Raw genomic sequence first — 19,711 nt, 5'->3', positions numbered from 1 at the left:
GAGTTTTTTCTATCAAACCAAATGTTCCGCCAAGAAAGCCAATGCGTATTCGACGGCTTGCGCCCTTACTGCTTCGCGATCGCCCGTGAATAGCGCGGTTTGCTCAAACGAGCCTTCGGGCGTGGCCAGGCCGAACCAGACTGTGCCGACCGGTTTGGCTGTGCTGCCGCCGCCGGGGCCGGCGATGCCGGAAATACTCAAGGCGTAATCCGCCTGCGCGACGGCTTTTGCGCCGCGAGCCATTTCATAGACGGTCTCGCGGCTGACTGCGCCGTGTTTCAGCAAGGTGTCGGGCATGACGCCAAGGCGGTCTTGTTTGGCTTGGTTGCTGTATGTGACGAAGCTTTGGTGAAACCACTGCGAGCTGCCGGGAACGGAGGTCAGCGCACCTGCAAGCAGGCCGCCGGTGCAGGACTCGGCGCAGGTAACGGTTTGACGGCGGCTGGTCAGGTGTTCGGCGATGGTTTGCAGGTGGGACATAGCGGCTCCTTAATAGAAAAGGGTAAAACCGGGCAGGCGCTTGGCCCGCTGGGTTTCAGACGGCCTGAAAGCTGAAATCAGGCTTTCGACTGGATGAGGTGGACATCGCGTTGCGGGAACGGGATGTTGATGTTGGCGGCACGCAGGTTTTCAACCACTTGCTCGTTCAGGGCGAACCGGAACGGGCCGAGGTTTTCTTCTTGCGTCCACGCCCAAAGGGTGATTTCGATGGCGCTGTCGCCAAGGTTGGTAATGTATACGACGGCAGGTCGTTCTTTGGTTTGAACACACAATGAATGCTCGGTTGCCGCTCTCAATACGGCGTCTTTGGCAACTTTTAAATCACAGGCGTAATCGACGCCGACCACGACTTGGGCGCGGCAGAGGGACAGGGAGGAGCGGTTGACGATGCTGTTGCTCATGACCATGCTGTTGGGCAGGACGACTTCTTCGTTGTCCGGCGTGCTCAAAGAGGTCTGCACCATTTTGATTTCGCGGACGATGCCTTCAAAACCGTTGACGCGGATAAAGTCGCCGACTTTAAACGGGCGGAACAGGATAATCAGCGCGCCGGCGGCGAAGTTGGATAGTTGGTCTTTCAAAGATAAAGCCACGGCCAAGCCTGCGCCACCGATCAAGGCGGTCACGGAAGTGGTCGGGATACCGAGTTTGCCCAGTGCGGCGATGATGACGAGGATCAGCAGGCCGATGTTGGCGACGTTGCCGAGGAAGCTGACCAGTGTTTTATCGACTTTGGCGCGAGTCAGCGCGGCTTTCATCAGTGTCACCACGCGCGTGGCGACCCAGCGGCCGATAAAGAAGATGGCCAAGGCGGCCAGCAGGTTGGTACCGAAAGACATGCCGGTTTGGGCGAGTTGTTCCCAGCCGGAAAACGAAGAGAGGACTTGAAGATCGAAATTCATAATTGTGTGTGCGTGTGAAGTTGTTTAAAAGGTTATTGTAAAACAAGGCCGTCTGGAAAACTAATGATTTGTTTTTTCAGACGGCCTTGATGTGTTTTTAAGTTTTTCGGTTTAACGTAAAACGGTTTTGCTCCAACGGCTCACCCATTGTTTTTGCTTGGTGTTGATGTCGGCGCGATTGGGGGAATCGCTGTGTTGCGGGGTTTGGGCAAACTCGAATACTTTGGGCAGCGGCGTGTTTTTGACTGCCGGATAGACCCACATTTCGGCAGGCAGGGCTTTTTGCACTTCGCCGCTTTGCAGCCAGCTCACCAGTTTGGCCGCCAGTTCGGGTTGTTTTGCACCTTTCAAAACGGCCGCGCCTTCAACTTGGCGGAATGTGCCGCCTTTGAGGAAGAGGTTGCCGGTGGGCGGGATGCTGTATTTGCCTTTGGAGTAGTGGACTTCAGCCGCCGGGCTGGTGGCATAGCTGACCACGAGGGGATAGGCGCCGCCGTTTTGGGTGAAGTCGGTGTAGTAGGCTTCGCTCCAGCCTTTGGCAACTTTCACGCCGTTTTGGCGCATTTGCGCCCACCATTTGAACGCGCCTTCTTCACCCATACCGCCGATGTTGGCCAAGAGGAAGGAGAGGCCGGGCGAGGATGTGGCGGGAGACGGGGTTACCAGAAGGTTTTTATATTCCGGTTTGGTCAGGTCTTGCAGGGTTTGCGGCAGGGGCAGTTTTTTCTGTTCAAACCATTTTTTGTCGTAGTTGATGGCGACATAGGCGTAATCAACAGCCAGCGCATCGGGCAGGGAAGCGGTTACGGGCGCGGATTTGGGTTGGCTGGCAGCGAGGATGCCGGCGGCTTTGGCTTTGCCGATGTTGGCGTTGTCCAAACCGTAAACCGCATCAGCAATCGGGTTGGCCTTGCTCAAAATCAGTTTGTTGAGCATTTCGTTGCCGCTGCCTGCCTTAATGACGGACACTTTGGCATCGTTGGCTTTTTCAAATTGTGCGATGACGGATTGGGGTAGGCTGAAGGATTTGTGCACGGCCAAACGCACTTCGGTTTGGGCGTATAGATTTGCCGAAGCCAGCAACAGGGCTAGGGCGGACAATTTCAGTTTCATTCTCTTTCCTTTGTACGGGTAAAATACGAAATATCATAACAAAATCTGCATATCAAGGCACGATATGAATCATTCCCCCGTTTGGCTGTTTGACCTCGACAATACTTTGCACAATGCCGAAGTCGGCATTTTCTACATCATCAACCGCGCCATGACCGAATACATGGCAGGCCGTCTGAAACTTTCCGAAGAAGCCGCCTCCCACCTGCGCCAAGATTATTGGCACCGATACGGCGCGACGCTTGCCGGTTTGCAAATCCACCATCCCGAAGTCGATATCGATGAATTTTTGCGTGAAAGCCACCCGCTTAAGCAAATTTTGGCAAAGGTGGAGGGTATGGATGGAACTGATGATGTTTTAGGCCGTCTGAAAGGGCGAAAAGCCGTATTTTCCAACGGGCCTTCGTTTTATGTCCGCGCATTGGTTGAGGCGTTGGGCTTGGAAGCGCATTTTGACGGCTTGTTCGGCACGGACGACTTCGGCCTGCTCTACAAACCCAATCCGCAAGCCTATCTCAACGTCTGCCGCCTGTTGGGCGTCAAACCCGAACAGTGCGTTATGGTGGACGACAGCGCCGACAATCTGCACCAAGCCAAAGCCTTGGGCATGAAGACCGTTTGGTACGGCGAAAAAGCCCATCCGTTACCATTTGCCGACGGCATAGCGAAAGATATGCAGGGTTTGCTTGAATTTTGCACAAAACTGCCGTGAAGTTTTGAAAAAACAAGTACAATACACGGTATTGCCGACATTTAAAAACAAGGACAACATCATGCGTAAACTCGCTTTAATTCTGACCGCCGCCGCCGTTTTGGCCGGTTGCTCTTGGGAAACCTACACCAACGAATCCGGCCGTACCGCCGTACGCCAAAAATATGCTACCGGCACACCTATCGTTTATCAGGACGGTACTTATTCTAAAAACATGAATTACAACCAGTTCCGCCCAGAGCGCCGCGCCGTCCAATCCAATCAAGCGGATCATGCTGAACACGGCGAACGCGGCCAACATTGGCAAAAACCGCAATTTGCCAACCAACAGCCAGTAACCGAATAACAATATCCCCAAGGCCGTCTGAAACGGAGTGAAAAACAATCAACATTTGTTGCCCCACTTTTCAGACGGCCTCAAACAACGACAACGGAAACCGTATCATGGCTCAGACAGCTTTAAATATCGTCATCCTCGCTGCCGGCAAAGGCACACGCATGTACTCCAAAATGCCCAAAGTGCTGCACCGCATTGGCGGCCTTCCCATGGTTGAGCGCGTTATTGATACCGCCGCCTCCCTGAATCCCCAAAACATCTGCGTCGTCATCGGCCACGGCAAAGAGCAAGTCTTGGACACCGTCAAACGCGATGTCGTTTGGGTTGAACAAACCGAACAGCTCGGTACCGGCCACGCCGTCAAAACCGCCCTGCCGCACCTGTCTGCCGAAGGCCGCACGCTGGTGTTGTACGGCGACGTCCCCCTGATTGACGCAGCCACCCTCGAAACCCTGCTCGAAGCCGCAGGCGACGAAGTCGGCCTGTTGACCGACGTGCCCAACGACCCGACAGGTTTGGGCCGTATCATCCGCGACAGCAACGGCAGCGTAACCGCCATTGTCGAAGAAAAAGACGCCGATGCCGCCCAAAAAGCCGTAAAAGAAATCAATACCGGCATTTTGGTTTTGCCCAACGCCAAACTCGAAGCTTGGTTGAACAGCCTTTCCAGCAACAATGCCCAAGGCGAATACTACTTGACCGACCTCATCGCCAAAGCCGTTGCCGACGGTATTAAAGTTCATCCCGTCCAAGTCCGCGCCTCCCATTTGGCCGCCGGCGTGAACAACAAACTCCAACTGGCCGAACTCGAGCGTATCTTCCAAACCGAACAGGCGCAAGAATTACTCAAAGCAGGCGTAACCCTGCGCGATCCGGCGCGTTTTGATTTACGAGGCCGTCTGAAACACGGACAAGATGTCGTGATTGACGTCAACGTCGTCATCGAAGGCGAAGTCGAACTCGGTGACAACGTCGAAATCGGTGCCAACTGCGTGATCAAAAACGCCAAAATCGGTGCCAACACCAAAATCGCCCCATTCTCCCATTTTGAAGGTTGCGAAGTCGGCGAAAACAACCAAATCGGCCCATACGCCCGTTTGCGTCCGCAAGCCAAACTGGCCGACGACGTACACATCGGTAACTTCGTCGAAGTCAAAAACGCCACCATCGGCAACGGCACCAAAGCCAACCACCTCACCTATATCGGTGATGCCGAGATCGGCAGCAAAACCAACTTCGGCGCCGGTACGATTATTGCCAACTACGACGGCGTGAACAAACACAAAACCGTCATCGGCGACGAAGTGCGCATCGGTTCAAACTGCGTACTGGTTGCCCCCGTTACCCTCGGCAACAAAGTAACGACAGGCGCGGGCAGTGCGATTACCCGCAACTGCGAAGACGGCAAACTCGTTCTCGCCCGTTCGCGCCAAACCGTCATTGAAGGCTGGGTGCGTCCGGAAAAAGGCGATAAGAAGTAAGGTTGATCTTTATATTTGTTTTCAGACGGCCTTGAGAAACAACAGGCCGTCTGAAATCCAGATTTGCCGTTTCAATGAATATAAAACGGCGTTTTCCGACTGCCGCTTTCGGGAGCCGGAGCAGCAGTCATTTTCTCAAACTTTTGATACTAAGGAACTTATATGTGCGGTATCGTAGGTGCTATTCGCGCCAATCACAATGTAGTCGATTTTCTGACCGACGGTCTCAAACGCCTTGAATACCGAGGCTACGATTCGTCGGGTATCGCCGTAAATACAGACGGCAAAATCAAACGCGTCCGCCGTGTCGGCCGTGTGCAGCTGATGGAAGATGCGGCACGCGAAAAAGGCGTGTTCGGCCATATCGGCATCGGCCACACCCGTTGGGCAACCCACGGCGGTGTAACCGAGCCTAACGCCCACCCTCACATTTCCGGCGGCATGATTGCGGTTGTCCACAACGGCATCATCGAAAACTTTGAAGCCGAACGCGAACGCCTGCAAGCTTTGGGTTACACCTTCGAATCGCAAACCGATACCGAAGTCATCGCCCACAGCGTCAACCACGAATACACACAAAACGGCGGCAAACTGTTTGAAGCCGTCCAGGCTGCGACTGCCCGTTTCCACGGTGCATACGCCATTGCCGTTATCGCACAAGACAACCCTGAACAAATGGTTGTTGCGCGCATGGGCTGCCCGCTGTTGGTGGCCTTGGGTGACCAAGAAACCTTTATCGCTTCCGACGTATCTGCCGTGATCGCCTTTACCCGCCGCATCGCTTACTTGGAAGACGGCGACATCGCCCTGCTGAACGCAAACGGTATCGAAAAGCTGCTCGACAAAACCGGTGTGCAAACCGAACGCGCGATTAAAGTGTCCGAATTGTCTCTGGCTTCTTTGGAGTTGGGCCCATACAGCCACTTCATGCAAAAAGAAATCCACGAACAGCCCCGCGCCATCGCCGATACCGCCGAAGTCTTCCTTGATGGCGGCTTCGAACCTGAAAACTTCGGCGCCAACGCCCGCGAAGTATTCGACGATATCCACAGCATCAAAATCCTTGCCTGCGGTACGTCCTACTATGCCGCGCTGACCGCCAAATACTGGCTCGAATCCATCGCCAAAGTACCGACCGACGTGGAAATCGCCAGCGAATACCGCTACCGCGACGTGATTGCCGATCCGAAACAATTGGTCATCACCATTTCCCAATCCGGCGAAACCTTGGATACCATGGAAGCCCTGAAATACGCGCAATCCTTGGGACACAAACACAGCCTGTCTATCTGTAACGTGATGGAATCCGCCTTGCCGCGTGAAAGCGAATTGGTACTGTACACACGCGCCGGCGCGGAAATCGGCGTTGCCTCTACCAAAGCGTTCACGACCCAACTGGTTGTCCTGTTCGGCCTGGCCGTTACCTTGGGCAAACAGCGCGGCCTGGTTTCCGACGAGCAAGCAGCTGCATACGTTGAAGAATTGCGCCAACTGCCGGGCAGCATTCAGCACGTTCTCAACCTTGAGCCGCAAATCGCCGCTTGGGCGCAAAAATTTGCCAAGAAAACCAGCGCGCTCTTCCTGGGCCGCGGCATCCACTTCCCAATCGCCCTCGAAGGCGCATTGAAGCTGAAAGAGATTACCTATATCCACGCCGAAGCGTATCCTGCGGGTGAGTTGAAACACGGCCCGTTGGCTTTGGTGGATGAGAACATGCCTGTTGTCGTGATTGCCCCGAACGACAGCCTGTTGGACAAAGTAAAAGCCAATATGCAGGAAGTCGGCGCACGCGGCGGCGAACTCTTTGTCTTCGCCGACCTCGACAGCAACTTCAACGCCACCGAAGGCGTGCACGTTATCCGCGCCCCACGCCACGTCGGCGTACTCTCGCCGATTGTGCACACCATCCCCGTGCAACTCCTGTCTTACCACGCCGCCCTCGCACGCGGTACAGATGTGGACAAACCGCGCAACTTGGCTAAATCAGTAACGGTTGAATAAGCAATAAACCGGTTAAAAAAGGCCGTCTGAAACCTTGAAACAGGTTTCAGACGGCCTCTATGTTTTAAGAATCCGATTTATTTTTCGTATTTGGAAATATACTGAATAATGGCCATTTGAGGATTCTGAGCAATAATAAATTCAGTATCTTTTTTTTGATACTGATAGCCTCGGCTTATCAAATTTTTTTCACGCAGTTTGTTGCCGTATGCACCCATTAGGATTCTAATGGTAATACCAATAAGAAATAGAAAGGGGAGAAAGATTGCGAAGGCGGGGTCCATACTTACCAGTTTTTCAGCTCCAAAATTAAAAAAACTTAAAATTATAGATAGAATAATAAGGATGATACCCAACCCCCACATTTTCTTCACGCATGCCCAAATGCCTACAAAGAAAAATGCAGGCCAAGACCAGCCTTGTTTGACCGCTTCATATTGGCCTATTGAATCTTTAAATATCTTATATACTTTCATGAAAACCCCTTTTATGATTAATAGTTAAAAAGTAAGAAATTGTATCATAGTGCATAAGTAATCTGAATAATTGTCAAACAACAGGCCGTCTGAAAAATCTTTCAGACGGCCTGTTGTTTTAAAGCGTTTTATTCTGCGCCGACAACGACGGTGTTGAGGTCTTTGAATTTAACGCGGCGTTGCCATGCGTCGCGGACTTGTTCGACGGTCAGGCTGTTGATGGCTTTGGGGTAGGCTTCCAAGTAGTCGTTAGGCAGGTCGTAGAGGCCGATCAGGCTCAGGTAGTTGAGCAGCTTGTCGTTGGAGTCGTAGCGCAGGGGGAAGCTGCCGACGATGTTGGCTTTGGCCTGTTTCAGTTCGGCTTCGGTCGGGCCTTCGGCGATAAACTGTTCGATGACGGCTTGGGTGTCGGCCAGTGAGGCTTTGGTGTTTTTCTTTTGGGTGGAGTAGGAAACGGCAAACGTGCCTTCTTCTGTCGCTGGGGCGAGGCTGCTGTATACGCCGTAGGTGTAGCCGTGTTGGTCGCGCAAAACTTTCATGAGGCGGCTGTCGAAACCGCCGCCGCCGAGGATGTAGTTGCCGGCAATGAGGGCGTAATAGTCGGGGTCATGGCGTTTGAAGAGGGAAGTACCGAGCAGGATTTGTGCCTGTGTGCCGGCAAAGGGGATGTCGCGGCGTTGGGCGGTTTGTTTGGGAACGGGCGGGATGGCGTGGGTTGCGGTGGCTTTGGCTGGCAGGTCTTTGAGGACGCGCTCGACCAGTTGCTCTGCCTGTTTGCGGTTGAGGTCGCCGACGATGGCGACGATGGCGTTGTCTTTGCCGTAGTGGGTGCGGTGGAAGGCGCGGATGTCGTCCAGACTAACTTGTTTAAGGCTGTCGACGGTTATGTTTGCGCCACTGCCGTAAGGGTGATTCGGGTAGATGAGCTTGGTCAGTTCGCGCGTGGCGGTGTAGTCGGGGGTGGTTTCCTGTTGTTGCAAGCCGGTAATGGATTGGATTTGACGGCGGCGGAAAACGGCTTCGTCAAAACGCGGACGGGTTAGCGAGTGGTTGAGCAAGTTGGCGGCTTTGTCGCGGATGTCGGCTTTGCTGAGGCTGCGGAAGCCTGCGGATGCACTTTCGGCATTGCTGTCGCTGCTGATTTGTGCGCCGATGTTGTCGGCTTCGGCATTGAAGGCTTCTTCGTCCAGCTCTTGGGTGCCGTCGGTCAGGAGGGCGGCGGTAAATTCGGCAACTTGGCTTTTGCCGTCCGGATTGGCGACGCTGCCTGCGCCCTTGAAGCTGACTTCAAGGTCGATGATGGGGTTTTCGTGGCGTTCGACAAGGAGGATTTGGGTGCCGTCGCGGTTGCGCCAGCGTTGGATGTCGGTGGCGGCTTGGACGCTTAAGGGCAGGAGTAGGGCAAGGGTGAGCAGGGTGGGTTTCATGTTGTGGCTTTCTGTTAAGGCCGTCTGAAAGGTTATGGGCTTTCAGACGGCCTGATGTTTATCGGCGTTTGGCAACTTTTTTGTTTGGCGCGGTGGCAGGTTTTTGCGGCTCGATGATGACGGTACTCATGCGATCGTCGGTCAACATCCGGGCGGCAGCCTGTACTTCTTGTGCGCTGACGGCCTGTAGGCGGCGGTGGATTTCTTGTTCGTCGGTATATTGGAAACCGCGCGCTTCGAGGCGGCCCATCATGGAGGCTTGGGAAGACATGGAGTCTTTGGCGTAGATTTCGTTGACTGCTGCCTGGGTCTTGACGCGCTGCAATTCTTCTTCGGAAACGCCGTGGTCGGCAATGTCTTTGATTTCTTGGCGCAGCTGGGCAATTAAAGTATCGGTTTTCACGCCTTCGGCAGGCATAGCCATGACGCTGAACAGCGGCATTTCACGGCTGATGATGTCGTAATGCGTTCCTGCGTTCAATGCGGTTTGCTTGCCGCGCACGAGGTTTTTATCAAAACGGCTGGACGCGTTGCCTGCCAAAATATCGGAGAGGATGTCGAGGGCGAAAGGCATCGTGTCATCGAGTTTTTGGAGTTTTGGCACACGGAAGTTGATGGCAATCAGCGGCTGGTGTGTAACCGGAGAAGTGGCTTTGACTGTAACAGGTTTGCGCAAATAGGGTTCGGTATTCAGTTTGTTGCGCGGCGGCTGGGCTTTGGCCGGAATATCGCCGAAGAGTTTGGCGGCCGTCTGAAGCGTTTGTTTGGCATCGACATCGCCGACAATGACCAATACAGCATTGTTGGGCGCGTAATATTGTTTGTACCACGCGCGCAGGTCGTCGGCTTTTAGGGTGTGCAAATCTTTCATGTAGCCGATGACGGAGGCGCGCATGGACGGTTGGGTAAAGGCGGCAAGGTAGGCTTGCTCCCACATTTTGCCGTCGGCCGTGTCTTCCGTGCGCTGGCGGCGTTCTTCACGGATGACGTTCATCTCGTTGAGGAATTCTTTGTCGCTGAAGTTGAGGTTGTGCATGCGGTCGGCTTCGAGCTTCAGAATCTCGGGCAGGTTGGCGGCGGCGACGTTTTCGTAATACACCGTTTCATTTCGGTTGGTATAGGCATTGTTTTGTCCGCCCAGCTCGGACACGCGGCGGTTGAACTCGCCGGAGGGGACGTCTTTCGTGCCTTTAAACATCATGTGTTCCAAAGCGTGGCTCAGGCCGCTTTTGCCCGGTTTCTCATCCACGCTGCCGATTTTGTACCAAATTTGCGAAACGGCCACAGGTGCGCGATGGTCTTCTTTGACGATGATTTTCAGACCGTTGGGCAGGGTTTCAGAAAGCGTCTGCGCCCATGAGGCGGCAGGCAGCGCGAAGGCAAGCATTAAAGCAATTCGGCGTAACATGGTTCAATCCGTAAAATGAAAATCAATCGCCAAAGTATAGCGGAAAATCTGAAAGATTGGCCGAATGTTTCAGACGGCCTGCGGCTTTATCTGCTGATTCACATCAAGCGCGGCCGTTGCCAATCTTTACCGTCGCGCCTCATTCGCGGATAATCCCAAACATTCCCGTTTCCAACCATCACAAAGGAATCATCATGGCATTTTTGAAACTGACCGAACAAAATGTTCAAGGTAAAACCGTTCTGATCCGCGCCGATATGAACGTACCGTTTAAAGACGGCAACATCAGCGACGACACCCGTATCCGCGCTTCGCTCGCATCCATCAAATACTGCTTGGACAACGGCGCATCTGTGATCGTGATGACCCACCTCGGCCGTCCGACCGAAGGCGAATTCCATCCTGAAGACGATGTGGCGCCTGTTGCCGCGCATTTGGGCAAACTGTTGGGCAAAGACGTGAAAGTATTGAACGACTGGCGTGAAAACAAACCGACTTTGAACGCCGGTGATGTTGTGATGCTGCAAAACGTGCGCATCAACAAAGGCGAGAAGAAAAACGACTTGGAGCTGGGCAAAGCCTACGCTTCTTTGTGCGACGTGTTTGTCAACGACGCATTCGGTACCGCCCACCGCGCCCAGGCTTCGACTGAAGCCGTTGCCCAAGCCGCGCCTGTTGCCTGCGCTGGCGTGTTGATGGCGGGTGAACTCGACGCTTTGGGCAAAGCCCTGAAACAACCGGCTCATCCGATGGTTGCCATCGTTGCCGGCAGCAAAGTGTCTACCAAACTGACCATCCTCGAATCTTTGGCTGACAAAGTCGACCAACTCATCGTCGGCGGCGGCATTGCCAATACCTTCCTGTTGGCAGAAGGCAAAGCCATCGGCAAATCTTTGGCCGAACACGACTTAGTGGAAGAATCCAAAAAAATCATGGCGAAAATGGCGGCCAAAGGCGGCTCTGTTCCGCTGCCGACCGATGTGGTTGTCGCTAAAGCTTTTGCCGCCGATGCGGAAGCTGTGGTGAAAGACATTGCCGACGTTGCCGAAGACGACATGATTTTGGACATCGGCCCGAAATCTGCTGCTGCTTTGGCCGATTTGCTCAAAGCTGCCGGTACGGTCGTATGGAACGGCCCGGTCGGCGTGTTTGAATTTGACCAATTTGCCGGCGGTACCAAAGTATTGGCCGAAGCGATTGCCCAAAGCGATGCGTTCTCGATTGCCGGCGGCGGCGATACTTTGGCGGCGATTGCCAAATTCGGCGTAACCGATCAAATCAGCTACATCTCTACCGGCGGCGGCGCGTTCCTTGAGTTCTTGGAAGGCAAAGAGTTGCCTGCCGTTGCTGCTTTGGAAAAACGCGGCGCGTAATCGGTTTTAATCTCGATGGCTGAATAAAGGCCGTCTGAAATCTGGAAATCAGGTTTCAGACGGCCTTTATTTTGTTGAAATGTATTATCGGTTTAGGCGGTTTGCGTATCCGACTGTCTGTGCAATGCCTGATAACACGGTGCAAGCTGGCGGATGATGAGGTCGAGCTGGTGTTTGAGGATTTGGTTTTGTTGGGATTGCTCTTTGTCGGTCTGTTCCAAATCGGCAAACTCCTGTCGGATGGCTTCGATGCTTGCATCGAAGGTGGCCGGTTCGGTCTGCGGCATTTGTTTGAGGAGTTCGGCGATGTGGTGGGTCAGGCGGGCATATGGGGCGAAGGTATCGCTGCCGTCGTGATGAACTTGGTCGCGGTATGCGCCGAGCGCGGAAATGTGGCCGGTCAGCGCATAGCTGGTTTTGAGCAGGGTAAAACCGTCTTGCAGGCGGTCTTGGTATTTTTTCGGGTTGCTGCTCATGTCGGACAGGGTGCTGCTGAGGGCGGCGGTGCTTTCATGGGCTTGGCGGCGGGTAAGGCGGTAGTCGACATCGTCGCGGCTGCCGTTTTGCAGCTGGTCGAGGATGGCGTTGAGATAGCGGCCGTTGGCAGTAATGGTTTGGGCGGCTGTATGGCTGAGGGTGAGGTAACGCCAATCGGGCCAGAGGTAGGTGGCGGCGGCCCATGCGATAACGGAACCGACGATGGTGTCGATGATGCGGATGGGCATGGCGTGGTACACGTCCAAACCGGCAAGCGAGAGGCTGGTCAGGGCTTGGATGGTGATGAAGAAGGTGGAGAAGCTGTATTTGTAGCTTCGGGTCATGAAAAACAGGGTGGTGCTGGCGATGACAATCCAAAGCTTGGTTTCAACGGACGGGGTGAAGTAGGGGACGAGCGAACCGACAATCACGCCGAGAATCGTACCGGCGATACGTTGGTATACGCGGCTTTTGGTGGCGGTGTAGTTGGGTTGGCAGACGAAAAGGGCGGTCAGCAGAATCCAGTAGCCGAGGTTGAGATGGAGGATTTCGACGATGATGCAGGCTGCGGCCACGACGATGGAGAGGCGGGTGGCATGACGGAAGACGCCGGATTCGAAATTAAGCTGGCTGAGGACGGTTTCGCCGATATTGCGGAATTTGGTGTTTTCAAGGGCGGCGATGCGGGTGTCGGCGTTGTCGTTTTCGGCAAGGGACGCATCGTTTTGCAGTTGTCGCAGTTGGTAATCGACGCTGCTGAGGTTGTCGAGCAGGCGGCGGATATTGTGGAGGTTGGCATTATCGGCATGGGTCTCGGCAAAATGGCTGAGGGATTGGCGGCAGCCTTCCATGGCACGGCCGAGGCGTTTGCTGTATGCGTAGGGTTTGTTGTTGCGCAGGGAGGAGGCAACGTTGCGGCACGCCTGGCCTTGCATTTCGAGCAGGCGGCGGATGCGGAAGATGAGATCGGTATTTTTGAGTTGTTCGGCCATTTCGCTGTAATCGACGTGGGCGGAGCTGATGCGTTCGTGCATATCTTGTGCGCAGAGGTAGTAGCGCAGCATTTTGGCGGTACGCGGATGGCGGTGTTGGCCGCGCAATCGGTAGAAAAGTGCGCCGCGGCATTGGTTGAAGGCGGTAATCACGCCGGTGTTGCTCATGGCCAAGTCTATTTGGCGGTTGCCCAACCATGCGGCTTCGTCGGGGTCGAAAAAGTCGGCTTTGGCATCGAAGTAGTTGCTGAGTGCGTCGTAGGCGTTGGCAACGGTTTCTTGGACAGGGCGGTGGGGCAGGATGATTTGGAAGATCAGGGTGTTGACGCTGTATAGGACAGTGCCCAACAGAATCATGACGGGGTTAGTCAGCCAGTAGGTCTCGGGGGTGTAGGTCAGCGTGGTGTAGGTGGCGACGGCAAGTGCACCGAAAGCGAAGGTGCGGTATTTGAGGCCGACGGTGCCGAGGATGGTGAAGCCGAAAGTCATCAGGGTCATGGCCAAGATGAAGGGAACGCCTGTGCCGATGGTACTTTGGGCAAGCAGTGAGGAGAGGGTAAACAGGGCAACGGTGATGACGATGTTTTTCAGACGACCTGTGAGGCGGTTGTCCAAGTCGACCAAACCGCCGGCAATAATACCGAGTACGAAGGGCATAACGAGCTTGGGCGTGTCGAAGTGCCAAACGAGGGTGGCGGCGATGAACACGCTGGCGAAGACGGGCAGGGAGGCAATGATCAGAGGTTTGAGCGGCGGAGTTTTCATGATGATGTTGTTTATTATTCGTTATGAGGTGAATGATTGGATTTTAACAGGATTTTCAGTCGGTTTCAGAATGCTTGAGATAGGATAAGGCCGTCTGAACGGATACGGGGAAATACTTGATTTCGTTTCCACACCCGTTCAGACGGCCTTTTTTGGCTTGCGCCACTAGGTCATCAGGTTGAGGTCGCTGATGCGGTCGTAGAGGCGTTCGGTATTGTTGCCTTCGTCGTGCATTTGAATGCGCAGGCGCAAATCGTTGGCGGATACTGCTTGGCGCAGGGCTTCGCTGAGTTCGATTTGGCCTTGTGCGTAGAGGTTGAAGAGGTTTTGGTCGAACGTCTGCATGCCGTTGCTGCCGGAGCGTGCCATCAGGTCGCGGATTTCCAGCAATTCGCCTTTGAAAATCAAGTCCTGCATGGCCGGAGTGTTGAGCAGGAGGTCGGTAACGGCCGTACGTTGGCGGTTTTTCTTGATGGTGAGGCGTTGGCCGATGATGCCGACGAGGTTTAACGCCAAATCCATCAAAACCTGTTGGCGGCGGTCTTCCGGATAGAAATTGATGATGCGCTCGATGGTTTGGGAGGCTGTGCTGGCATGGATGGTGAAAACGCACAGATGGCCGGTTTGAGCCAGTTGGAGGGCGTATTCCATGCTTTCTTCGCTGCGGACTTCGCCGATACAGACGACGTCGGGTGCTTGACGCATGGCACTTTGAATGGCGGTTTTCCAGTTGTCGGTATCGATGCCGATTTCGCGCTGGGTGAAGATGCTGCGGCAAGGTTTGTAGATAAACTCGATGGGGTCTTCGATGGTAACGATATGGCCGGGCAGCTTTTGGTTGCGGTAGTTGAGCATGGAGGCCATGGTGGTGGATTTACCCGAACCGGTCGGGCCAGCGAGGATTAGCAGGCCGCGCGGTGCGAGAGCAAGCTCTTGGAGTTTTTCGGGCAAACCGAGGGTCTTCATCTCGGGAATGTCTTGGCTGACGCGGCGCAATACCATGCCGACGCGGCCTTGCTCGTGGTAGGCGTTGACGCGGTAGCGCGTGTTGCTGCGCGATTGGACGGAATAGTTGATTTCCCAGTCGCGGTTGAAGGCTTCGAGCTGGTCGGGGTTCATGGTAGATTCGGCGATGGCGGCGGTGTCCGCGCCGGTCAGCGCTTTGTGGGGCATGGGCGTGAGGGTGCCGCCGACTTTGATGGCAGGGGGAAAGCCTGCGCTGATGAAGATGTCGGATGCGTTACGTTTTTCGGCCTCTTCACACATGCGGTCGAGCAGGGGATGAAGATGTGTGCCGATTTCGGCCGGGGTGGGGATGTGCGGTGCTTGGTTTTTTTGTGAGTAGGCTTGCACCATTTCGCTTAACAGGTCGTGCAGAGGGGCGAGGTCGCTCATGATGATTCTCTTTAAAACGGGTATTCGGTCAGGCTGAAAGGCCGTCTGAAAACGGGATGATGGGTTCAGACGGCCTGGGTATGGTTTAGAAAACAGAGAGGTTTTCGATGTTTTGCGCTTTGCTGCGTGCCAGCTCGGGGCTGATGGTACCTTGGCGGACAAGGGTTTGCAGGGCTTGATCGAGGGTTTGCATACCGTGGGCCTGACCGGTTTGGAGGGCGGCGTTGATTTGGGCGATTTTGTTTTCGCGGATGAGGTTGCGCACGGCCGGTGTGGAAATCAGGATTTCGTGTGCGGCGACGCGGCCGTTACCGTCGCGGGTTTTCAGCAGGGTTTGGGAAATGATGGCGCGCAAGGATTCGGACAACATGGAGCGCACGATTTCTTTTTCGCCTGCAGGGAATACGTCGACAATACGGTCGATGGTTTTGGCGGCGCCGGTCGTGTGCAGCGTGCCGAAAACCAAGTGGCCGGTTTCGGCGGCGGTCAGGGCGAGGGAGATGGTTTCAGGGTCGCGCATCTCACCGATCAAAATCACGTCTGGGTCTTCGCGCAGTGCGGAACGCAGGGCGTTGGTAAAGCTGTGGGTGTGCTGATGCAGTTCGCGCTGGTTGATGAGCGCCTTTTTGCTTTGGTGGACGAACTCAATCGGGTCTTCGATGGTCAGAATGTGGGCCGGTTGGGTTTCATTGATGTAGTTGACCATCGCCGCCAGCGTGGTGGATTTACCCGAACCGGTCGGGCCGGTTACCAAGACCAAACCGCGCGGATTTTCGGCAATTTTTTGGAAAATGCGCGGCGCACGCAATTCTTCCAGTGTCAGGACGGTGCTCGGAATGGTACGGAATACGGCAGCCGGGCCGCGTTCGGTCATAAAGGCGTTGACGCGGAAACGGGCAACATTAGGCAGCTCAAATGAGAAATCGACTTCAAAATCCTGTTGATAGAGCTTGCGCTGGTGGTCGTTCATGACCGAGGTAATCATGGTACCGACTTCTTCCGAGCTCATCTCGGGAAGGTTGATGCGGCGGATGTCGCCGTGTACGCGTATCATGGGGGAAATGCCCGAACTCAAATGGAGGTCGGAGGCTTTGTTTTTCACGCCGAACGCGAGTAAGTCGGTAATCTGCATAATGTGGCCTTGTTTTGGTTTAGAATAATAAAATCGCTTTATTTTAAATAGATAAATCCGTTCGACCAAGTAAAATTTTCAAAATGCCGAGTGATGAACGGGTTAAAGGAGAAAACCATGTCGGTATTGCAACAAAACTATCAGGACGTATGCCGGTCGGTTGAACAGGCAGCTGAGGCTGCAGGGCGGCCTGCGGATACGGTGAAGCTGGTAGCGGTCAGCAAAACCTTTCCGGCAGACAATATCCGCGAAGTGTATGCGGCCGGTCAGCGCGATTTTGGCGAGAACTATATTCAGGAATGGTTTGAAAAAACGGAAACGCTGGCCGATTTGCCGGATATTGTTTGGCACGTTATCGGCGATGTGCAGTCTAATAAAACCAAATTTGTGGCCGAGCGTGCACATTGGGTGCATACGATAGGCCGTCTGAAAACGGCGCGGCGCTTGAGCGAACAAAGGCCGTCTGAAATGCCGCCGTTGCAGGTGTGCATTGAAGTGAACATTGCTGCGGAAGAATCAAAACACGGCGTAGCACCCGATGAGGCGGTTGCGCTGGCCCTTGAAGTGGCCAAGTTGCCGAATATTAAAGTGCGCGGATTGATGTGTGTGGCTAAGGCCGACAGCAGCGACGATGAATTGCGCAGCCAGTTTCATACCATGCAACAGCTGTTAGCTAAGCTGAACGCGGCAGGTGTCGAAGCAGATGTTTTGTCTATGGGTATGTCCGGAGATATGCCAATCGCGGTAGAATGCGGCGCAACCCATGTCCGCATCGGCAGCGCGATTTTCGGCAAGCGGCATTATCCTCAATAAAAGTAATAGGCCGTCTGAACAGGGCAGACAGCAGTTTCAGACGGCCTGATCGATATCACAAAGGAGTGACATATATATGAATATCTATTTTCTCGGCGGCGGCAATATGGCGACTGCCATTGCAGGCGGTTTGGTCCAACAAGACGGCTATCGTGTCCACATTGTCGAACGCGGCGCCGAAAGACGGGCGCAACTGGTGCAAGAATTGGGCGTAGCCACTTCTGAAAATCTGCCCGAATTGAGTGCGGACGACATCCTCATTCTCGCCGTCAAACCGCAAGACATGCAGGCAGCCTGTCAAAACATCCGTTTAAATGGCGCGTTGGTGTTGTCCGTGGCGGCTGGATTGTCCATCGATACCCTCAGCCAGTATTTGGGCGGCACACGCCGTATCATACGCATCATGCCCAATACACCGGCCAAAATCGGTTTGGGCGTATCCGGTATGTTTGCCGATGCAGGCGTTTCAGAAGCAGACCGTACCGCTGCCGATGGCATCATGCGCTCTGTCGGCACAACCGTTTGGCTGAACGAGGAAGAGCAACTCCACAATATTACCGGCATCAGCGGCAGCGGCCCCGCCTATGTTTTCTATTTGTTGGGCGCGCTCCAAAATGCGGCTTTGGCACAAGGTTTCAACGAACAAGACGCACGCGAGCTGAGCCTCGCTACATTTAAAGGCGCAGTGGCTTTGGCCGAACAAACCGGCGAAGCATTCGCACAATTACAGCAAAACGTAACTTCCAAAGGCGGCACGACACACGAAGCCATCGAAACCTTCAAAGCCCGTCACGTTGCCGAAGCCATCGAACAGGGTGTAGAAGCCTGCGTCAAACGTTCGCAAGAAATGGCGCAACAATATAAGGCCGTCTGAACATGCGTGGCGACTTGCTCCTATTATTGGCAGACGCTATTGCCATCCTGTGTATCACGCGCTTTTTGCTCCGATATGCAGGATTGGCAGCAGAACACCCCCTGCTCAAATTCAGCATACAGGCAACAGGCTGGCTGACCAAACCTTGGCAAAAAGCATTTCCATCCGGCGAGAAAACCGATTGGTACTGCCTGCCTTCAGGTTTTCTGGTGTACTACCTTGCCTGTACCGCCATTATTTTCATCTCGCCGGCGCTGTCCATCAGCAATAAGCTGATTTTGGCAAACTTCTGGTTTGCCGCGCTCCATATGCTGAAAGCCGCGGCCTATACATTATTTATCGGTCTGATTATTAGAATGGTGTCCAGCATACAGGGCCGCTATTCGCCGTTGACTTATGCCATCGAACGAATCTTGCAGCCATTGCTCAAACCGTTTTCCTTCTTACGCCTAGGACGATACGATTTTTCAGGCAGTTTGTTGGCACTCTTATTATGGTTGTGGCTGGCCCGATGGTTTCCCCAGCTTATCCAGCAAACCAACCTATGGTTGCTCCAATAGGCCGTCTGAAAGCGCAGCAGGTATTAACGACCAAAAATACAACGTCCTAAAAAGCGCTTTAATACATTTAGGTGTAAGGTAGTGCAAAAAAGTGCAAATCGAAATATAAAGAATAAATGAATAGGTAAAACATGATATGATTCGCCCAATTTCCAAAACGGAAATTTAAGAAAACCCAATAAAAGCAAACCCGTAGCATCCAAATCATTAACAACAAACCGAAAGCAGACACCATGGCAAAGCTGACAGAACAAGATATTTTAAACTGGGATGGTCCTGAAGAGGACTACATGAACAGCGACCAATTGGCCTTCTTCCGCGAACTACTGGTTAAAATGCAAGAAGAGCTGATTGAAAATGCAAACACCACTACCGGCCATCTTCAAGAGCACGAATCCGCTCCCGATCCAGCCGACCGAGCTACTCAAGAAGAAGAATACGCTTTAGAACTGCGCACCCGCGATCGCGAGCGTAAACTTCTCAATAAAGTGCAAGCGACTATCCGCAGCATTGACGAAGGTGATTACGGTTTCTGTGCCGATACTGGCGAACCCATTGGCCTCAAACGCCTGCTGGCACGTCCGACCGCGACATTGTCCGTAGAAGCGCAAGAGCGCCGCGAACGAATGAAAAAACAGTTCGCCGACTAAGAATATAGATATAGAAACTTCAAAAGGCCGTCTGAAAGAGCATTTCAGACGGCCTTTAGTTTGTATTTTTTGTATGTATGGATTGTGTAGGAAGGTTGTTGGTGTTTTTTTATAAAATAAAAACCCTGTTAAAACAGGGCGGTGGTTAAATTTCTAGAAATAATTTTGCGAAAGGTGTTGACTGGTTTTGCTGGAGGGCGTATAGTTCGGTTCTTCGCTGCTGACGCGGTGAAGAAAACGAAGCAGACAGTATAACACAGTTAGTTAGAATTTTCGATAATTTTAGTTGACATTTGCTAAATGTACTGTATAATTCGATTCG

The 19,711-nt window shown here is 53.6% G+C and carries 18 protein-coding genes; 9 read left to right on the top strand and 9 right to left on the bottom strand.

Annotated elements, in window-relative coordinates; genetic code table 11:
* Window positions 1-12 precede the first annotated feature (12 nt).
* The 3 genes from ACTHTY_RS03440 to ACTHTY_RS03430 form a co-directional block, all read right to left on the bottom strand.
* On the bottom strand, window positions 13-480 hold the full coding sequence (locus ACTHTY_RS03440; RefSeq protein WP_204788954.1) for a CinA family protein: 468 nt from the start codon (window positions 478-480) through the stop codon (window positions 13-15).
* A gap of 77 nt (window positions 481-557) precedes the next feature.
* Window positions 558-1,403, bottom strand: a complete 846-nt coding sequence (locus ACTHTY_RS03435; RefSeq protein WP_440366488.1) for a mechanosensitive ion channel family protein — start codon at window positions 1,401-1,403, stop codon at window positions 558-560.
* A 111-nt stretch (window positions 1,404-1,514) separates the two neighbouring features.
* A complete protein-coding gene (locus ACTHTY_RS03430) occupies window positions 1,515-2,516 on the bottom strand; it encodes a thiamine ABC transporter substrate-binding protein (RefSeq protein WP_440366487.1) in 1,002 nt (333 codons plus the stop codon).
* 64 nt (window positions 2,517-2,580) lie between these two features.
* Here ACTHTY_RS03430 and ACTHTY_RS03425 point away from each other — a divergent pair, with 64 nt between their 5' ends.
* The 4 genes from ACTHTY_RS03425 to glmS all read left to right on the top strand — a co-directional run bounded on the left by ACTHTY_RS03425 (window position 2,581) and on the right by glmS (window position 7,047).
* Complete coding sequence (locus ACTHTY_RS03425) at window positions 2,581-3,228, top strand: pyrimidine 5'-nucleotidase (RefSeq protein WP_440366486.1); 648 nt, start codon at window positions 2,581-2,583, stop codon at window positions 3,226-3,228.
* A gap of 61 nt (window positions 3,229-3,289) precedes the next feature.
* Window positions 3,290-3,574, top strand: coding sequence for a membrane lipoprotein lipid attachment site-containing protein (locus ACTHTY_RS03420; protein ID WP_107857831.1), 285 nt, complete (start codon window positions 3,290-3,292; stop codon window positions 3,572-3,574).
* 98 nt (window positions 3,575-3,672) lie between these two features.
* Window positions 3,673-5,046, top strand: coding sequence for a bifunctional UDP-N-acetylglucosamine diphosphorylase/glucosamine-1-phosphate N-acetyltransferase GlmU (gene glmU, locus ACTHTY_RS03415; protein ID WP_049335633.1), 1,374 nt, complete (start codon window positions 3,673-3,675; stop codon window positions 5,044-5,046).
* Window positions 5,047-5,208: 162 nt separating this feature from the next.
* On the top strand, window positions 5,209-7,047 hold the full coding sequence (gene glmS, locus ACTHTY_RS03410) for a glutamine--fructose-6-phosphate transaminase (isomerizing) (protein ID WP_440366485.1): 1,839 nt from the start codon (window positions 5,209-5,211) through the stop codon (window positions 7,045-7,047).
* 77 nt (window positions 7,048-7,124) lie between these two features.
* Here the strand turns inward: glmS and ACTHTY_RS03405 are convergent, their stop codons facing one another.
* From ACTHTY_RS03405 to ACTHTY_RS03395, 3 genes are all read right to left on the bottom strand, one after another.
* On the bottom strand, window positions 7,125-7,523 hold the full coding sequence (locus ACTHTY_RS03405) for a DUF2628 domain-containing protein (RefSeq protein WP_293202409.1): 399 nt from the start codon (window positions 7,521-7,523) through the stop codon (window positions 7,125-7,127).
* A 128-nt stretch (window positions 7,524-7,651) separates the two neighbouring features.
* Complete coding sequence (locus ACTHTY_RS03400) at window positions 7,652-8,950, bottom strand: M16 family metallopeptidase (protein WP_440366484.1); 1,299 nt, start codon at window positions 8,948-8,950, stop codon at window positions 7,652-7,654.
* 58 nt (window positions 8,951-9,008) lie between these two features.
* Window positions 9,009-10,358: a M16 family metallopeptidase gene (locus ACTHTY_RS03395; protein ID WP_440366483.1), complete on the bottom strand. Its 1,350-nt coding sequence runs from the start codon at window positions 10,356-10,358 to the stop codon at window positions 9,009-9,011.
* 194 nt (window positions 10,359-10,552) lie between these two features.
* Here ACTHTY_RS03395 and ACTHTY_RS03390 point away from each other — a divergent pair, with 194 nt between their 5' ends.
* On the top strand, window positions 10,553-11,731 hold the full coding sequence (locus ACTHTY_RS03390) for a phosphoglycerate kinase (RefSeq protein ID WP_004519232.1): 1,179 nt from the start codon (window positions 10,553-10,555) through the stop codon (window positions 11,729-11,731).
* A 92-nt stretch (window positions 11,732-11,823) separates the two neighbouring features.
* On the opposite strand, the gene yccS is transcribed toward ACTHTY_RS03390, so the two are convergent.
* From yccS to ACTHTY_RS03375, 3 genes are all read right to left on the bottom strand, one after another.
* Window positions 11,824-13,965 (bottom strand): YccS family putative transporter, encoded by a 2,142-nt coding sequence (yccS, locus tag ACTHTY_RS03385; RefSeq protein WP_440366482.1) that lies wholly within the window; start codon window positions 13,963-13,965, stop codon window positions 11,824-11,826.
* Between the two features lie 165 nt (window positions 13,966-14,130).
* Window positions 14,131-15,360 carry a PilT/PilU family type 4a pilus ATPase gene (locus tag ACTHTY_RS03380; protein ID WP_440366481.1) on the bottom strand — a complete coding sequence of 410 codons (1,230 nt, stop codon included), beginning with the start codon at window positions 15,358-15,360 and terminating at the stop codon, window positions 14,131-14,133.
* Between the two features lie 85 nt (window positions 15,361-15,445).
* Window positions 15,446-16,492 carry a type IV pilus twitching motility protein PilT gene (locus ACTHTY_RS03375; protein WP_004519239.1) on the bottom strand — a complete coding sequence of 349 codons (1,047 nt, stop codon included), beginning with the start codon at window positions 16,490-16,492 and terminating at the stop codon, window positions 15,446-15,448.
* Between the two features lie 117 nt (window positions 16,493-16,609).
* Here ACTHTY_RS03375 and ACTHTY_RS03370 point away from each other — a divergent pair, with 117 nt between their 5' ends.
* The 4 genes from ACTHTY_RS03370 to dksA all read left to right on the top strand — a co-directional run bounded on the left by ACTHTY_RS03370 (window position 16,610) and on the right by dksA (window position 19,389).
* Window positions 16,610-17,305 carry a YggS family pyridoxal phosphate-dependent enzyme gene (locus ACTHTY_RS03370; RefSeq protein ID WP_440366480.1) on the top strand — a complete coding sequence of 232 codons (696 nt, stop codon included), beginning with the start codon at window positions 16,610-16,612 and terminating at the stop codon, window positions 17,303-17,305.
* A gap of 76 nt (window positions 17,306-17,381) precedes the next feature.
* The gene (gene proC / locus ACTHTY_RS03365; protein ID WP_440366479.1) at window positions 17,382-18,179 is read left to right on the top strand and encodes a pyrroline-5-carboxylate reductase; all 798 of its coding nucleotides are present in this window, start codon (window positions 17,382-17,384) and stop codon (window positions 18,177-18,179) included.
* Between the two features lie 2 nt (window positions 18,180-18,181).
* Window positions 18,182-18,739, top strand: coding sequence for a YggT family protein (locus ACTHTY_RS03360; protein ID WP_440366478.1), 558 nt, complete (start codon window positions 18,182-18,184; stop codon window positions 18,737-18,739).
* Between the two features lie 233 nt (window positions 18,740-18,972).
* Complete coding sequence (dksA, locus tag ACTHTY_RS03355) at window positions 18,973-19,389, top strand: RNA polymerase-binding protein DksA (RefSeq protein WP_049344904.1); 417 nt, start codon at window positions 18,973-18,975, stop codon at window positions 19,387-19,389.
* Window positions 19,390-19,711: the final 322 nt, after the last annotated feature.

The organism is Neisseria sp. P0019.S002, assembly GCF_051957155.1.
Lineage (GTDB): Bacteria > Pseudomonadota > Gammaproteobacteria > Burkholderiales > Neisseriaceae > Neisseria > Neisseria perflava.
Note: the sequence above shows the minus strand (reverse complement) of the source record. Positions and strands in the feature narration are given on the sequence as shown.

What these genes read in the sequence shown, in the direction of transcription:
- ACTHTY_RS03440 (WP_204788954.1), bottom strand. Translation starts at nt 480, where the DNA reads ATGTCCCACCTGCAAACCATCGCCGAACACCTGACCAGCCGCCGTCAA.
- ACTHTY_RS03435 (WP_440366488.1), bottom strand. Translation starts at nt 1,403, where the DNA reads ATGAATTTCGATCTTCAAGTCCTCTCTTCGTTTTCCGGCTGGGAACAA.
- ACTHTY_RS03430 (WP_440366487.1), bottom strand. Translation starts at nt 2,516, where the DNA reads ATGAAACTGAAATTGTCCGCCCTAGCCCTGTTGCTGGCTTCGGCAAAT.
- ACTHTY_RS03425 (WP_440366486.1), top strand. Translation starts at nt 2,581, where the DNA reads ATGAATCATTCCCCCGTTTGGCTGTTTGACCTCGACAATACTTTGCAC.
- ACTHTY_RS03420 (WP_107857831.1), top strand. Translation starts at nt 3,290, where the DNA reads ATGCGTAAACTCGCTTTAATTCTGACCGCCGCCGCCGTTTTGGCCGGT.
- glmU (WP_049335633.1), top strand. Translation starts at nt 3,673, where the DNA reads ATGGCTCAGACAGCTTTAAATATCGTCATCCTCGCTGCCGGCAAAGGC.
- glmS (WP_440366485.1), top strand. Translation starts at nt 5,209, where the DNA reads ATGTGCGGTATCGTAGGTGCTATTCGCGCCAATCACAATGTAGTCGAT.
- ACTHTY_RS03405 (WP_293202409.1), bottom strand. Translation starts at nt 7,523, where the DNA reads ATGAAAGTATATAAGATATTTAAAGATTCAATAGGCCAATATGAAGCG.
- ACTHTY_RS03400 (WP_440366484.1), bottom strand. Translation starts at nt 8,950, where the DNA reads ATGAAACCCACCCTGCTCACCCTTGCCCTACTCCTGCCCTTAAGCGTC.
- ACTHTY_RS03395 (WP_440366483.1), bottom strand. Translation starts at nt 10,358, where the DNA reads ATGTTACGCCGAATTGCTTTAATGCTTGCCTTCGCGCTGCCTGCCGCC.
- ACTHTY_RS03390 (WP_004519232.1), top strand. Translation starts at nt 10,553, where the DNA reads ATGGCATTTTTGAAACTGACCGAACAAAATGTTCAAGGTAAAACCGTT.
- yccS (WP_440366482.1), bottom strand. Translation starts at nt 13,965, where the DNA reads ATGAAAACTCCGCCGCTCAAACCTCTGATCATTGCCTCCCTGCCCGTC.
- ACTHTY_RS03380 (WP_440366481.1), bottom strand. Translation starts at nt 15,360, where the DNA reads ATGAGCGACCTCGCCCCTCTGCACGACCTGTTAAGCGAAATGGTGCAA.
- ACTHTY_RS03375 (WP_004519239.1), bottom strand. Translation starts at nt 16,492, where the DNA reads ATGCAGATTACCGACTTACTCGCGTTCGGCGTGAAAAACAAAGCCTCC.
- ACTHTY_RS03370 (WP_440366480.1), top strand. Translation starts at nt 16,610, where the DNA reads ATGTCGGTATTGCAACAAAACTATCAGGACGTATGCCGGTCGGTTGAA.
- proC (WP_440366479.1), top strand. Translation starts at nt 17,382, where the DNA reads ATGAATATCTATTTTCTCGGCGGCGGCAATATGGCGACTGCCATTGCA.
- ACTHTY_RS03360 (WP_440366478.1), top strand. Translation starts at nt 18,182, where the DNA reads ATGCGTGGCGACTTGCTCCTATTATTGGCAGACGCTATTGCCATCCTG.
- dksA (WP_049344904.1), top strand. Translation starts at nt 18,973, where the DNA reads ATGGCAAAGCTGACAGAACAAGATATTTTAAACTGGGATGGTCCTGAA.